Origin of the sequence: Nonomuraea sp. B10E15 (assembly GCF_039871615.1) — a bacterium.
GTDB lineage: Bacteria > Actinomycetota > Actinomycetes > Streptosporangiales > Streptosporangiaceae > Nonomuraea.
In genome coordinates, this window is the sequence record NZ_JBDPMB010000010.1 from 15,150 (window position 1) to 28,142 (window position 12,993).

The 12,993-nt window shown below is 66.2% G+C and carries 23 protein-coding genes; all 23 read left to right on the forward strand.

The features are described 5' to 3' along the window. Positions 1 to 129: 129 nt before the first annotated feature. The 23 genes from rplN (at position 130) to rplQ (ending at position 12,976) form a co-directional block, all read left to right on the forward strand. Positions 130 to 501 carry a 50S ribosomal protein L14 gene (gene rplN / locus ABGB14_RS26225; RefSeq protein WP_347646477.1) on the forward strand — a complete coding sequence of 124 codons (372 nt, stop codon included), beginning with the start codon at positions 130 to 132 and terminating at the stop codon, positions 499 to 501. Between the two features lie 8 nt (positions 502 to 509). Further along, positions 510 to 815, forward strand: a complete 306-nt coding sequence (gene rplX, locus ABGB14_RS26230) for a 50S ribosomal protein L24 (protein WP_347617702.1) — start codon at positions 510 to 512, stop codon at positions 813 to 815. Continuing rightward, entirely contained in the window at positions 815 to 1,390 is a 576-nt protein-coding gene (gene rplE / locus ABGB14_RS26235; RefSeq protein WP_132509674.1) for a 50S ribosomal protein L5, read from the forward strand. Before rplX ends, rplE begins: the two co-directional genes overlap by 1 nt. Before the next feature lie 2 nt (positions 1,391 to 1,392). Continuing rightward, a complete protein-coding gene (locus ABGB14_RS26240; RefSeq protein ID WP_132337023.1) occupies positions 1,393 to 1,578 on the forward strand; it encodes a type Z 30S ribosomal protein S14 in 186 nt (61 codons plus the stop codon). A gap of 207 nt (positions 1,579 to 1,785) precedes the next feature. Then, complete coding sequence (rpsH, locus tag ABGB14_RS26245) at positions 1,786 to 2,184, forward strand: 30S ribosomal protein S8 (RefSeq protein WP_132509675.1); 399 nt, start codon at positions 1,786 to 1,788, stop codon at positions 2,182 to 2,184. 16 nt (positions 2,185 to 2,200) lie between these two features. Then, positions 2,201 to 2,743, forward strand: coding sequence for a 50S ribosomal protein L6 (gene rplF, locus ABGB14_RS26250; RefSeq protein WP_347646478.1), 543 nt, complete (start codon positions 2,201 to 2,203; stop codon positions 2,741 to 2,743). A 2-nt stretch (positions 2,744 to 2,745) separates the two neighbouring features. Continuing rightward, the gene (gene rplR / locus ABGB14_RS26255) at positions 2,746 to 3,129 is read left to right on the forward strand and encodes a 50S ribosomal protein L18 (protein ID WP_132599495.1); all 384 of its coding nucleotides are present in this window, start codon (positions 2,746 to 2,748) and stop codon (positions 3,127 to 3,129) included. A 49-nt stretch (positions 3,130 to 3,178) separates the two neighbouring features. After that, the gene (gene rpsE / locus ABGB14_RS26260; protein ID WP_132632155.1) at positions 3,179 to 3,808 is read left to right on the forward strand and encodes a 30S ribosomal protein S5; all 630 of its coding nucleotides are present in this window, start codon (positions 3,179 to 3,181) and stop codon (positions 3,806 to 3,808) included. A 2-nt stretch (positions 3,809 to 3,810) separates the two neighbouring features. Beyond that, complete coding sequence (gene rpmD / locus ABGB14_RS26265) at positions 3,811 to 3,993, forward strand: 50S ribosomal protein L30 (RefSeq protein WP_080043226.1); 183 nt, start codon at positions 3,811 to 3,813, stop codon at positions 3,991 to 3,993. Position 3,994: 1 nt separating this feature from the next. After that, on the forward strand, positions 3,995 to 4,462 hold the full coding sequence (gene rplO, locus ABGB14_RS26270; RefSeq protein WP_132509680.1) for a 50S ribosomal protein L15: 468 nt from the start codon (positions 3,995 to 3,997) through the stop codon (positions 4,460 to 4,462). 169 nt (positions 4,463 to 4,631) lie between these two features. Beyond that, entirely contained in the window at positions 4,632 to 5,936 is a 1,305-nt protein-coding gene (gene secY / locus ABGB14_RS26275) for a preprotein translocase subunit SecY (protein ID WP_347646480.1), read from the forward strand. Next, complete coding sequence (locus tag ABGB14_RS26280) at positions 5,936 to 6,586, forward strand: adenylate kinase (protein ID WP_347646481.1); 651 nt, start codon at positions 5,936 to 5,938, stop codon at positions 6,584 to 6,586. Before secY ends, ABGB14_RS26280 begins: the two co-directional genes overlap by 1 nt. 112 nt (positions 6,587 to 6,698) lie before the next feature. Continuing rightward, entirely contained in the window at positions 6,699 to 7,508 is an 810-nt protein-coding gene (gene map, locus ABGB14_RS26285) for a type I methionyl aminopeptidase (protein WP_347646483.1), read from the forward strand. A gap of 14 nt (positions 7,509 to 7,522) precedes the next feature. After that, positions 7,523 to 7,948: a DUF1707 domain-containing protein gene (locus tag ABGB14_RS26290; RefSeq protein WP_347646484.1), complete on the forward strand. Its 426-nt coding sequence runs from the start codon at positions 7,523 to 7,525 to the stop codon at positions 7,946 to 7,948. A gap of 114 nt (positions 7,949 to 8,062) precedes the next feature. Continuing rightward, complete coding sequence (locus ABGB14_RS26295; protein ID WP_347646485.1) at positions 8,063 to 8,437, forward strand: VOC family protein; 375 nt, start codon at positions 8,063 to 8,065, stop codon at positions 8,435 to 8,437. 85 nt (positions 8,438 to 8,522) lie between these two features. Continuing rightward, positions 8,523 to 8,708: a DUF4236 domain-containing protein gene (locus tag ABGB14_RS26300; RefSeq protein WP_347646486.1), complete on the forward strand. Its 186-nt coding sequence runs from the start codon at positions 8,523 to 8,525 to the stop codon at positions 8,706 to 8,708. Between the two features lie 338 nt (positions 8,709 to 9,046). Beyond that, positions 9,047 to 9,268: a translation initiation factor IF-1 gene (gene infA, locus ABGB14_RS26305; protein WP_030451477.1), complete on the forward strand. Its 222-nt coding sequence runs from the start codon at positions 9,047 to 9,049 to the stop codon at positions 9,266 to 9,268. A 24-nt stretch (positions 9,269 to 9,292) separates the two neighbouring features. After that, complete coding sequence (rpmJ, locus tag ABGB14_RS26310) at positions 9,293 to 9,406, forward strand: 50S ribosomal protein L36 (protein WP_003956441.1); 114 nt, start codon at positions 9,293 to 9,295, stop codon at positions 9,404 to 9,406. 221 nt (positions 9,407 to 9,627) lie between these two features. Continuing rightward, entirely contained in the window at positions 9,628 to 10,008 is a 381-nt protein-coding gene (gene rpsM / locus ABGB14_RS26315; protein WP_132617274.1) for a 30S ribosomal protein S13, read from the forward strand. Between the two features lie 45 nt (positions 10,009 to 10,053). Continuing rightward, complete coding sequence (rpsK, locus tag ABGB14_RS26320; protein ID WP_132337049.1) at positions 10,054 to 10,458, forward strand: 30S ribosomal protein S11; 405 nt, start codon at positions 10,054 to 10,056, stop codon at positions 10,456 to 10,458. 21 nt (positions 10,459 to 10,479) lie between these two features. Continuing rightward, the gene (gene rpsD, locus ABGB14_RS26325) at positions 10,480 to 11,106 is read left to right on the forward strand and encodes a 30S ribosomal protein S4 (RefSeq protein WP_132509686.1); all 627 of its coding nucleotides are present in this window, start codon (positions 10,480 to 10,482) and stop codon (positions 11,104 to 11,106) included. Between the two features lie 133 nt (positions 11,107 to 11,239). Continuing rightward, positions 11,240 to 12,256 carry a DNA-directed RNA polymerase subunit alpha gene (locus ABGB14_RS26330; RefSeq protein ID WP_132337053.1) on the forward strand — a complete coding sequence of 339 codons (1,017 nt, stop codon included), beginning with the start codon at positions 11,240 to 11,242 and terminating at the stop codon, positions 12,254 to 12,256. A 180-nt stretch (positions 12,257 to 12,436) separates the two neighbouring features. Next, positions 12,437 to 12,976 carry a 50S ribosomal protein L17 gene (gene rplQ, locus ABGB14_RS26335; protein WP_347646487.1) on the forward strand — a complete coding sequence of 180 codons (540 nt, stop codon included), beginning with the start codon at positions 12,437 to 12,439 and terminating at the stop codon, positions 12,974 to 12,976. Positions 12,977 to 12,993 lie beyond the last annotated feature (17 nt).

The following is a 12,993-nucleotide window of genomic DNA, read 5'->3' on the forward strand; positions in this document are numbered from 1 at the left end:
GCGTGCGAAGCACGATCCGGTGGTCACGGGATTTCTCCCGCGACTTTCATGGAAGCGTGCGAAGCGCCATCTGGGGGTCGCGGGGGCAGCGCCCCCGCGTGAGAACCGGCGCGACTAACAGGAGTGAAAGTGATCCAGCAGGAGTCGCGGCTCAAGGTCGCCGACAACACGGGTGCCAAGGAGATCCTCTGCATCCGTGTTCTCGGTGGCTCGGGCCGACGCTACGCCGGTATCGGCGACGTCATCGTCGCCACTGTCAAGGACGCGCTGCCCGGCAGCACGGGCGTCAAGAAGGGCGACGTGGTCCGGGCCGTCATCGTCCGCACGGTCAAGGAGCGCCGCCGGCCCGACGGCTCCTACATCCGGTTCGACGAGAACGCCGCCGTCATCATCAGGGAGAGCGGCGACCCTCGCGGCACCCGTATCTTCGGCCCGGTCGGCCGCGAGCTGCGCGACAAGAAGTTCATGCGCATCATCTCGCTCGCCCCGGAGGTGCTGTAATGCCGAAGCTGCATGTGAAGAAGGGTGACCTGGTCCAGGTCATCGCCGGCAAGGACAAGGGTGCCAAGGGTCATGTCATCGCCACCTTCCCGCGCGAGGACCGCGTGGTGGTCGAGGGCGTCAACATGATCAAGAAGCACACCAAGGAGACGCACCAGGGCCCGCGCGGCGCCAAGACCGGCGGCGTGCAGACCATGGAGGCTTCCATCCACGTGAGCAACGTGAAGAAGCTCAAGGACGACAAGCCCGCCGACAAGAAGCCCGCCGAGGAGAAGTCCGAGGCCAAGGCCGACGAGACGGGTGAGGACAGCTGATGACTGCCACGACCACTGAGACAGAGCGCCCGACGCCACGGCTGAAGACGAAGTACCGCGAGGAGATCGCGGCCCAGCTTCGCGAGCAGTTCGGCATCGAGAACGTCATGCAGATCCCGGGCCTGACCAAGATCAAGGTCAACATGGGTGTCGGCGAGGCGGCTCGTGACTCCAAGCTCATCGAAGGCGCCGTCCGCGACCTCACCGTGATCACCGGCCAGAAGCCGGCCGTCGTCCGGGCGCGCAAGTCGATCGCGCAGTTCAAGCTGCGCGAGGGCATGCCGATCGGCGCGCACGTCACGCTGCGCGGCGACCGCATGTGGGAGTTCCTCGACCGGCTGCTGTCCCTCGCGCTCCCGCGCATCAGGGACTTCCGCGGCCTGTCGCCGAAGCAGTTCGACGGCAACGGCAACTACACGTTCGGTCTGACCGAGCAGGTCATGTTCCACGAGGTCGACCAGGACAAGGTCGACCGGCCGCGGGGCATGGACATCACGATCGTGACCACCGCGAAGAACGACGACCAGGGCCGGGCGCTGCTGAAGCTCCTCGGGTTCCCCTTCAAGGAGGCCTGATCATGGCGAAGAAGTCGCTGATCGCCAAGGCAGGGCGCAAGCCGAAGTTCCAGGTCCGGGCGTACACTCGTTGCTCGCGCTGTGGCCGGCCGCGCGCCGTCTACCGCAAGTTCGGGCTGTGCCGCGTGTGCTTCCGCGAGATGGCGCACCGGGGCGAGCTGCCCGGCATCACCAAGTCGAGCTGGTAGTCCCGACGAGCGGTTTTTCCGTCGGATAACCTGTGGGCGGCCTTCGTGCCGCCCGCGGGTGACCACCCGCTTCCCATATTTCCGAAGAAGACCAGGATGTTCCCTCACGGGAACGTCCATGACCACGCCGAAGGTCCACCGGCAGAGAGCCCCGGTCACGGGTGCTGCTTGGCCGACTGGAAACCGCGGCGAGGAAGGCCACTGGCCATGACGATGACCGACCCGATCGCAGACATGCTCACACGTCTGCGCAACGCGAATTCGGCGTACCACGAGAGCGTGGCGATGCCGTACTCGAAGATCAAGGCGCACATCGCCGAGATCCTCCAGCAGGAGGGTTACATCCAGGCTTGGACCGTCGAAGACGCCAAGGTTGGCAAGAACCTCGTGGTGGAGCTCAAGTTCGGGCCTACCCGTGAGCGGTCGCTCGCGGGCCTGCGCCGGGTTTCCAAGCCCGGTCTGCGGGTTTATGCGAAGAAGGACAACCTGCCTCGGGTCCTGGGCGGGCTGGGCGTCGCGATCATTTCGACGTCCGCCGGGCTCATGACCGACAAGCAGGCCGGCAAGCGTGGTGTGGGCGGGGAAGTCCTCGCCTACGTCTGGTAGAGGGGAGGAACACAGCATGTCGCGAATCGGACGGCTGCCCATCCCTGTGCCGAGTGGCGTAGACATCACGATCGACGGCCAGGATGTCCAGGTCAAGGGCCCGAAGGGCACGCTCACTCACACGGTCGCCGAGCCCATCGCGGTCGCTCGTGACGAGGACGGCAGCATCGCCGTCTCCCGGCCCAGTGACGAGAACAAGGTCCGTGCGCTGCACGGCCTGTCCAGGACGCTCATCGCCAACATGGTGCAGGGCGTCACCCAGGGCTACTCCAAGAGCCTTGAGATCGTCGGGGTCGGTTACCGCGTCCAGGCCAAGGGCCCGACGCAACTGGAGTTCTCCCTGGGCTTCAGTCACCCGGTCATCGTCGACGCCCCCGATGGCGTCTCCTTCCGCGTCGAGAAGCCGACCCTGTTCCACGTGGACGGCATCGACAAGCAGAAGGTGGGCGAGGTCGCGGCCAACATCCGCAAGTTGCGCAAGCCTGACCCGTACAAGGGCAAGGGCGTGCGTTACCAGGGCGAACAGATCCGCCGCAAGGTCGGAAAGGCTGGTAAGTAGGCATGGCTCCGAAGACTGCGTTCAGCAAGCACACGGCTGCCCGCACGGTCTCGCGGGCCCGCCGTCACCGCCGCGTCCGCAAATACGTCGTCGGCACGAGCGAGCGTCCGCGCCTGGTCGTCAACCGCTCGACCCGTCACATGTTCGTCCAGATCGTGGACGACACCGTCGGCCACACGCTGGTGAGCGCGTCCACCATGGACGCCTCGCTGCGCTCGCTGGAGGCGGACAAGACCGAGAAGGCCAAGAAGGTCGGCGAGCTCCTCGCTCAGCGGGCCAAGGACGCCGGGATCACCAAGGTCGTCTTCGACCGCGGTGGCAACCGGTATGCGGGTCGGATCGCGGCGCTGGCCGACAGCGCGCGCGAGAGCGGGCTCGAGTTCTGATGAGGGCCCGGGGATCGCAACTAATGGCAACTGAGATGAGGAACCACTGATGGCTGCAGCTCCGCGTCGCGGTGGCGGCACCGGTGGCGAGCGGCGGGACCGTCGTGACGATCGCCGCGGTGGCGCCGCCGACAAGGGCGTCTCGTACATCGAGCGCGTAGTGAAGATCAACCGAGTGGCCAAGGTCGTGAAGGGTGGTCGTCGCTTCAGCTTCACCGCCCTCGTCGTCGTCGGCGACGGCAACGGCATGGTCGGCGTCGGCTACGGCAAGGCCAAGGAAGTGCCCGCGGCCATCGCCAAGGGTGTCGAAGAGGCGAAGAAGCACTTCTTCAAGGTGCCTCGGATCCAGGGCACCATCCCGCACACCGTGCAGGGCGAGGAGGCGGCGGGCGTCGTCTTCCTCCGTCCGGCCTCGGCCGGTACCGGCGTCATCGCCGGTGGCCCGGTGCGTGCGGTCCTGGAGTGCGCCGGCATCCACGACGTGCTGTCCAAGTCGCTCGGCTCGGACAACCCGATCAACATCGTGCACGCCACCGTGGCGGCTCTGAAGGGCCTCTCGCGGCCCGAGGAGATCGCCGCCCGCCGTGGCCTGCCGATCGAGGACGTGGCCCCGGCCCGCATGCTCAAGGCGCAGCGTGAGGGCCTTGCCGAGGCCGCGGCCGCCAAGGCGGTGAGCTAGTCGTGGCACGCCTGAAGATCACTCAGGTTCGCTCGAAGATCGGTGGCAAGCAGAACCAGCGTGACTCGCTGCGTTCGCTTGGCCTGAAGCGAATCGGCGACGTCGTCGTCAAGGAGGACCGCCCCGAGATTCGCGGGATGGTCTCCGTGGTGACGCACCTCGTCGAGGTGGAAGAGGTCGATTGACGTGACTGACAGCTCCAACAACGCTGCTCCGCTCAAGATCCACGACCTGCGTCCTGCCCCTGGTGCCAACAAGGCCAAGACCCGCAAGGGCCGCGGCGAGGCGTCCAAGGGCAAGACGGCCGGTCGGGGCACCAAGGGCAGCCACGCCCGCACGACGGTCCCCCTCGGTTTCGAGGGTGGCCAGGTGCCGCTGCAGCGGCGTCTGCCGAAGCTCAAGGGCTTCTCCAACGCGCTGTTCAAGACGACCTACCAGGTCGTCAACCTGGACCGGCTCGGCGAGCTGTTCCCCGAGGGTGGCGAGGTCACCGTCGAGGCGCTGGTCGCCAAGGGCGCCGTTCGCAAGAACCAGCTGGTGAAGGTGCTCGGCACCGGCGAGATCTCGGTCGCGGTCAACGTGCAGGCCCACGCCTTCTCGTCGTCCGCGAAGGAGAAGATCGCCGCAGCCGGTGGTTCCGTTACCGAGCTGTAAGAGCTATTACGTGGCGTGGGGGCTTTGACAATGGGCCCCCACGCCCGTAGTGCGTTAGAGTTCGCCAGACGGCAGGATTCTGTCCGGCTCGTTTGACCTGAGACTTTCAGATGGCAGATCCCCGCACCATCGCATACTCACACCGCCGTAAAGGCGCGCAGGAGGGACCGTGCTGACCGCGTTTACCCGGGCGTTCCGGACACCGGACCTGCGCAAGAAGTTGCTCTTCACCCTGGGCATCATCGCGCTGTTCCGTCTCGGCTCGGTTCTTCCGACTCCGGGAGTCCACGTCGAGAACCTCGCCGCCTGTTTCGACCAGGCGCGCAGTGGAGAAACCGGCAACATCTACGGGATGGTGCAGCTGTTCAGCGGCGGCGCGCTCCTGAAGTTGTCGGTGTTCGCGCTGGGCATCATGCCTTATATCACCGCGAGCATCATTCTGCAGCTGCTCGTCGTGGTGATCCCGCGCCTCGAGGCGCTGAAGAAGGAAGGCCAGGCCGGTCAGACGAAGATCACGCAGTACACGCGTTATCTGACCATCGGGCTCGCCGTCCTGCAGTCGACCGCCTTCATCGCGCTGGCGCGCACCGGCCAGTTGTTCCCCAACTGTCAGCAGGACGTCCTGCTCGACCCGGACAACATCTTCGGCATCGTCACGATGGTCGTGATCATGACCGCCGGCACGTCCGTGATCATGTGGCTCGGTGAGCTCATCACCGACCGCGGCGTCGGCAACGGCATGTCCATCCTGATCTTCACCCAGATCGTGGCGGTCTTCCCCTCCGAGCTCGCCAACATCTTCCAGGCCAACAAGTTCACCTTCGCGGTCGTCATGGTGGTCGGCGTCTTCATGATCGCCGCGGTGGTCTTCGTCGAGCAGGGGCAGCGGCGCATCCCGGTCCAGTACGCCAAGCGGATGGTCGGCCGCAGGATGTACGGCGGCACGTCCACCTACATCCCGCTCAAGGTCAACCAGGCCGGCATCATCCCGGTCATCTTCGCGTCCTCGCTGCTCTATCTGCCGCAGCTGCTCACGTCGCTGTTCCAGACCAGCGACAACGTGGTCATCCAGTGGATCTCGCAGAACCTCGCGACGGGCGACACGCCGATCTACATGGCCACGTTCTTCCTGTTGATCGTTTTCTTCACCTACTTCTACGTGTCCATCACGTTCAACCCCACTGAAGTCGCCGACAACATGAAGAAGTACGGTGGTTTCATTCCGGGCATCCGCCCCGGCCGTCCGACGGCTGAATACCTGAACTTCGTGCTCACCCGTCTGACCGCGCCCGGCGCGCTCTATCTGGGTCTGATCTCCATGGTCCCGATCGTCGCGCTGGCGATCGCCGGTGCGAGCCAGAACTTCCCGTTCGGAGGGACGAGCATTCTGATCATGGTAGGCGTCGGCCTTGACACGGTGAAGCAGATCGAGAGCCAGCTGCAGCAGCGTAACTACGAAGGTTTCCTGAGGTAGTGCGTCTCGTCCTGGTCGGGCCCCCCGGAGCGGGTAAGGGGACACAGGCCCAGTACATCGCATCCAACCTGTCCATCCCGAAGATCTCGACAGGTGACATCTTCCGTGCCAACGTCTCGGGGGGCACGGACCTCGGCAAGCTGGCCAAGACCTACATGGACCGCGGGGACCTGGTGCCCGACGAGGTCACCATCGCGATGGTGCGTGACCGGCTGTCCGAGGACGACGCGCAGGACGGCTTCTTGCTCGACGGGTTTCCGAGGAACGTCGCGCAGGCCGAGATCCTGCGCGACATGCTCAAAGACTGGGGCCAGGCGCTCGACCTGGTTCTGGAGCTCGTCGTGGACGACGACGAGGTGGTCAGGCGGCTGGCCGGCCGGCGCACCTGCAGCCAGTGCGGTCGCATCTGGCATGTCGAGTTCGACGACAAGAAAGACGACAAGTGCGACGCGTGCGGGGGCGCGTTGTTCCAGCGTGACGATGACAAAGAGGAGACCGTCAGGCACCGCCTGGAGGTCTACCAGGAGCAGACGGCGCCGCTGGTCTCCTACTACGCGGACGAGGACATCCTGATCGGTGTGGACGCCACGGGCCCGGTCGAAGAGGTCACGCAGCGGGCCATGGACGCGATCAGGCCCTATATGGGCTGAGTTCCACTATCAACCGATTTGGGCGAGGTGGCACGGGATTCCGTGCCACCTCGCGGCTATTGTGGGGGAATTGGGCTCCCAGGTGGCCCGTTGAGACCCAGGGGGGCAGTACATGTTCAAGCGCAACCGCCACGGAATCCAGATCAAGTCGGCCGAGCAGCTCGAGAAGATGCGGGCGGCGGGCCTGGTGGTGGGTCGCACGCTCGACCTGCTCAGACGCTCTGTCGAGCCCGGCATGACACCCCTGGACCTCGACGTGATCGCCGAGAAGGCGATCAGGGACGAGGGCGCGATCCCGTCGTTCAAGGGATACCAGGGTTTCCCCGCGACGATCTGCGCGTCGGTCAACGAGGAAGTGGTCCACGGCATCCCGACGAACGCCCGCAAGCTACGCGAGGGTGACGTCATCTCGATCGACTGCGGCGCGATCCTCGAGGGCTGGCACGGCGACTCGGCAGTGACGGTGCCGATCGGCGAGGTCGACCCCAAGCTGACGGAGCTGATGCGCGTCACGGAGGAGGCCATGTGGCGCGGCATCGGCGCGCTGACCGTCGGCCGCCACCTGTCGGACATCGGCTACGAGGTCGAGCGGTACGTCAGGTCGCAGGGCCGCTACGGCATCCCTCAGGAGTACGGCGGCCACGGCATCGGCACCGAGATGCACATGGACCCGTGGATCGCCAACCACGGCAAGCCCGGCCGGGGCCCGGCGCTCGAAGAGGGCATGTGCCTGGCCATCGAGCCCATGGTCAACCTTGGGACCGACCGCACCCGCGTCCTGGCCGACGACTGGACCGTGGTGACCGTCGACGGTAAGCAGTCCGCACACTTCGAACACAGCGTCGCGGTGACACATAATGGTCCTTGGGTGCTTACCGCCCTGGATGGGGGCAAGGAGCGCCTTACCCAGCTGGGATTCTGACCGGGAGTGGTGGGATGGCGAAGAGCCCCGAGATGCGAGCGTCCGACGCCGACCGCGACCGGGTGGCCGCCGTCCTGCGCGAGCACACGGCGCAGGGCCGCCTCACGATGGACGAGTTCAACGAGCGGCTCGAGCAGCTCTACCAGACCAAGACGTACGGCGAGCTCGCGCGGCTGACCTCCGACCTGCCCGACGTCGACCTGCGTAACCTCCCGGCCAAGGTCGAATCCAAGTCCGTCAAGAAGGGCGCGCACGCCGGCCTGGTGGCGGCCTGGCAGACGTGGGCCGTGGCCAGCGGCATCAACTGGGTGATCTGGCTGATCGTGAGCATCACCTCGAGCGATCTGGTCTATCCGTGGCCGCTGTGGGTCATGGGCCCGTGGGGAGTGGTCCTGCTCATGAGCACCATCTTCGGCGCCTCCAAACCCAAGACGGAATAGGGCGCAGCGGCGAGATCGGGCGTGGTGGACCGGGGGCGCCGGGAAGTACGATGCGGCGGGTCGCCTCAACCGTAAGGAAAGCCTGATATGCCGCCTCGCCTTCAGTTGACCTCCGTGACCGTGGGCACGTCGCAGCCGCGCGAGCTCGCCCGCTTCTACGCCCGGCTGCTCGGCTACGAGGTGGTCGAGGAGGAGGGGCCCGGCCCCGACGAGCCCGAGCATGCGGCCTGGCTGCTGCTCCAGCCGCCGGCGGGCGGGAGCGGCCCGGGGGTGGGTTTCGAGTACGAGCGCTCCTACGTCCGCCCGGTGTGGCCGAGCGAGCCTGGCGCCCAGAACGCCTCGCAGCACCTCGACATCAAGGTCGACGACCTGTCCGCGGCCGTGGAGTGGGCGCTGGCCTGCGGGGCGGTCGAGGCGGCGTACCAACCGCAGGGGGACGTGCGCGTGATGCTGGATCCGGACGGGCATCCCTTCTGCCTCTACCTCTGAAAGAGCAAACAGACTGTTACCAAACCCGATATGTCGCTTTCTATTGGGTAGCTGGAAGGCCTCCCGCACTTTGGAGGCAAGCGACATGGGATGGAGCTATCGAAAGTCGATCAAGTTCGGGCCGTTCCGGCTGAACCTGTCCCGCCGCGGGGTGGGGCACAGCTGGGGCAACCGGCTGTTCCGGGTGACCCGCACGGCCGACGGACGCCGTACGGTCTCGGTCAACCTGCCCGGCGGCTTCCACTGGCGCAAGACCCGTAGCACTCGCTGACGGGTGGGGGATGTTGACGGGCCGGAGGCGCCGAGTCTCCGGCCCTTCCCCTACCCGTTCGGGTGGGCCTGCTCCAAACCGTTCGCGTGCTGGGCGTGCGGCTCCGGTCTGGCGGGCTGGGGCGCGGCAAACGTGGGGTACACTGACACGTGGTTGTGTCAGGACACCTGGCACGCATTTCGCGTTCTAGGCTCAGGTGTCGTACACTCCTTAGTCGGCTCACTATGACCTACATGCGTCGGCGGTCTTTGCCGATCGCCGCTCTCTTCGAAGCGTGAGGTCGCGGCTGCTTAGTGAACCGGAGCCTCAGACGATCGATCAGTGAAACGCGAGGAATTTTGGCCAAGAAAGACGGCGCCATCGAGATCGAGGGCACTGTGGTCGAGTCGCTCCCGAACGCCATGTTCCGGGTGCAGCTCGACAACGGCCATAAGGTCCTGGCCCACATCAGCGGACGGATGCGGATGCACTACATCCGGATCCTTCCGGACGACCGGGTTGTTGTTGAACTGAGCCCCTACGACCTGACTCGTGGGCGGATCGTCTACCGATACAAGTAAGACGTCTGAGGAACACAAAGGACAATGAAGGTAAAGCCGAGCGTCAAAAAGATCTGCGACAAGTGCAAGGTGATCCGCCGGCACGGTCGCGTCATGGTGATCTGCGACAACCTGCGCCACAAGCAGCGCCAGGGCTAGTCGCCGCAAGGCTTCTCCGAGTCCGCCCCGTCAGGGAGCGGGCTCGACGCATGAGAAGCCTGAGTCAGTAATCGCGTGTCACACCCGGGCAGGCGGGCCTTTCGCGAAAGGTTCGAACCACTCGGGAGACCCCCGGTCGGAGGCCGGGGCCCTCACCCCGGGCATTGGGGAGGGGCAGTGAGGCGCAAGACCTCCGCCACAGAAGAAGGAGAATGCCCGCCATGGCTCGCCTGGTTGGCGTCGACCTCCCCCGCGACAAGCGGCTGGAGATCGCTCTCACCTACATTTACGGAATCGGCCGCACCCGCGCCCAGGAGATTCTCCAGGCGACCGGGGTCAGCGGCGACCTCCGCGTCCACCAGCTCTCCGACACCGAGCTCGTCCCGATGCGTGACTACATCGAGGCGAACTACAAGATCGAGGGTGACCTGCGCCGCGAGGTCCAGGCCGACATCCGGCGCAAGATCGAAATCGGTTGCTACCAGGGCATCCGGCACCGCAAGGGCCTGCCGGTCCACGGTCAGCGCACGCAGACCAACGCGCGCACCCGTAAGGGCAAGAAGAAGACCGTCGCCGGCAAGAAGAAGCCCGGTAAGAAGTAGTCCTCGCAGCCGCGGGACCGAAGACCTCAGGAGTTATGGCAAACAATGCCTCCTAAGAGCCGCCAGGGTGCGCCGAAGAAGGTGCGCCGCAAGGAAAAGAAGAACGTCGCTCACGGGCACGCCCACATCAAGAGCACGTTCAACAACACGATCGTCTCGATCACCGACCCGCTGGGCAACGTGATCTCCTGGGCCAGCGCCGGCCACGTGGGTTTCAAGGGCTCCCGGAAGTCCACCCCGTTCGCCGCGCAGATGGCCGCGGAAAACGCCGCTCGCCGCGCCATGGAGCACGGCATGCGCAAGGTCGACGTCTTCGTCAAGGGTCCCGGCTCCGGCCGCGAGACCGCGATCCGCTCGCTGCAGGCCACCGGCCTCGAGGTGGGCTCGATCCAGGACGTGACGCCGGTCCCGCACAACGGTTGCCGTCCGCCGAAGCGCCGCCGCGTCTGACATCCCAGGAGATATAGAGAAATGGCTCGTTACACGGGCGCGGACTGCAAGCTCTGCCGTCGCGAGAAGACCAAGCTCTTCCTCAAGGGCAGCAAGTGCGAGTCCGCCAAGTGCCCCATCGAGATCCGTCCTTACCCGCCGGGTGAGCACGGCCGAGGCCGTCCGAAGGACACCGAGTACCAGCTTCAGCTTCGCGAGAAGCAGAAGACCCGCCGCATCTACGGCGTCCTCGAGAAGCAGTTCCACAACTACTACGAGGAAGCCGCCCGCAAGAGCGGCAAGTCGGGTGAGGTGCTGCTCCAGATCCTGGAGAGCCGCCTCGACAACGTCGTCTACCGCGCCGGCTTCGCCCAGTCGCGTGACGCCGCACGCCAGCAGGTGCGCCACGGCCACATCATGGTGAACGGCAAGAAGGTCGACATCCCGTCCTACCGCGTTCGCGAGCACGACATCATCGAGGTCCGCGAGACCAAGCGCAACCTGCTGCCCTACGAGGTGGCCCGCGCCACCGCCGGCGAGCGCACGATTCCCGCGTGGCTCGGCGTCGTGCCCGACAAGCTCCGCGTCCTGGTTCACCAGCTGCCGGTTCGCCAGCAGATCGACACCCAGGTCCAGGAGCAGCTGATCGTCGAGTACTACTCGAAGTAGTCACTCGCCTGCCCGGCCCGGATACGTTTCGCTGCCGTCGCGAGCTGCTCGCGGCGGCGCGTACCCGGGCTAGGCTGTTCATCGGAGTGGCGTCATATAGCGGGCGTCACACGAAAAAGGGGAGAACCCACACATGCTGATCGCTCAGCGCCCGACTCTTCTCGAAGAGTCGATCGACGACACCCGGTCCCGATTCGTCATCGAGCCGCTGGAGCCGGGTTTCGGCTACACCATCGGCAACTCCGTGCGCCGCACGCTGCTGTCGTCCATTCCGGGCGCGGCCGTGACGAGCATTCGCATCGAGGGCGTGCTGCACGAGTTCTCGACCGTTCCCGGGGTCAAGGAAGACGTCACCGACATCATCCTCAACCTCAAGGAACTGGTCGTCTCCTCCGAGCACGACGAGCCGGTCGTGATGTACCTGCGCAAGCAGGGCCCGGGTGAGGTCACCGCCGCCGACATCGCGCCGCCCGCCGGTGTCGAGGTGCACAACCCCGAGCTGCGCATCGCCACGCTCAACGGCAAGGCGAAGCTGGAGATGGAGCTGACCGTCGAGCGCGGTCGCGGCTACGTCTCCGCCGCCCAGAACAAGCAGCCGGGCCAGGAGATCGGTCGCATTCCGATCGACTCGATCTACTCCCCGGTGCTCAAGGTCACCTACAAGGTCGAGGCCACCCGAGTCGAGCAGCGTACCGACTTCGACCGCCTCATCCTCGACGTCGAGACCAAGCCCGCGATGAAGCCCCGCGACGCGGTGGCCTCCGCCGGCAAGACCCTCGTCGAGCTCTTCGGCCTGGCCCGCGAGCTCAACGTCGAGGCCGAGGGCATCGACATCGGCCCGTCGCCGACCGACGCCGCTCTGGCCGCCGACCTGGCGCTGCCCATCGAGGAGCTCAACCTCACGGTCCGTTCCTACAACTGCCTCAAGCGCGAGGGCATCCACACCGTGGGCGAGCTCGTCGCGCGCAGCGAGCAGGACCTGCTCGACATAAGGAACTTCGGCGCCAAGTCGATCGAAGAGGTCAAGCAGAAGCTGCACGAGATGTCGCTGGCGCTCAAGGACTCCCCGCCCGGGTTCGACCCGAGCGCGGTGGCCGGCGGTGGCTACGACGACGACGACAGCGCGTACGTCGAGACCGAGCAGTACTGACAACGTCCCGCGGTTCGTCAGCGCGTTCTCCGCGTGGACGGCGGCCGGTTCGCGGACCGGCCACCGCCCTCGCGAGGCGCGGGCGGGCGGGTGAACGTAACGGCGCCGCGCGACCGCGGCGCCGGCCCGACTCCGGTACCTGATACGGCCGGGGCGGGTTAATCCACAAGGAGAGATGACATGCCCAAGCCCACCAAGGGTGCACGTCTTGGCGGCAGCCCGGCGCACGAGCGGCTGATCCTGGCGAACCTCGCCACCGATCTGTTCCGCCACGGCAAGATCCGCACCACGGTCACCAAGGCCAAGCGCCTGCGTCCGGTGGCGGAGCGCCTGATCACCAAGGCGAAGAAGGGCGACATCCACAACCGTCGCCAGGTCCTGACCGTCGTCAGGGACAAGGGCGTCGTGCATCACCTCTTCACCGAGATCGCGACGACGTTCGCCGAGCGGCCCGGCGGCTACACCCGCATCACCAAGGTCGGCGCGCGCAAGGGCGACAACGCGCCGATGGCGGTCATCGAGCTGGTGACCGAGCCGATGAGCGGCGTCACCACCCGCCGCACCGAGGCTCCCGCCCCGGCGCCCGCCGCCGAGGAGACGAAGGCCGAGGAGACTCCGGCGGAGGAGGCCAAGGCTGAGGAGGCCAAGGCTGAGGCGCCCGAGGCCGCCGCCGAGGAGACCCCGGCCGCCGAGGCCGAGGCGAAGAAGGACGAGGCCTGATCGTTCAGATCGGCTGA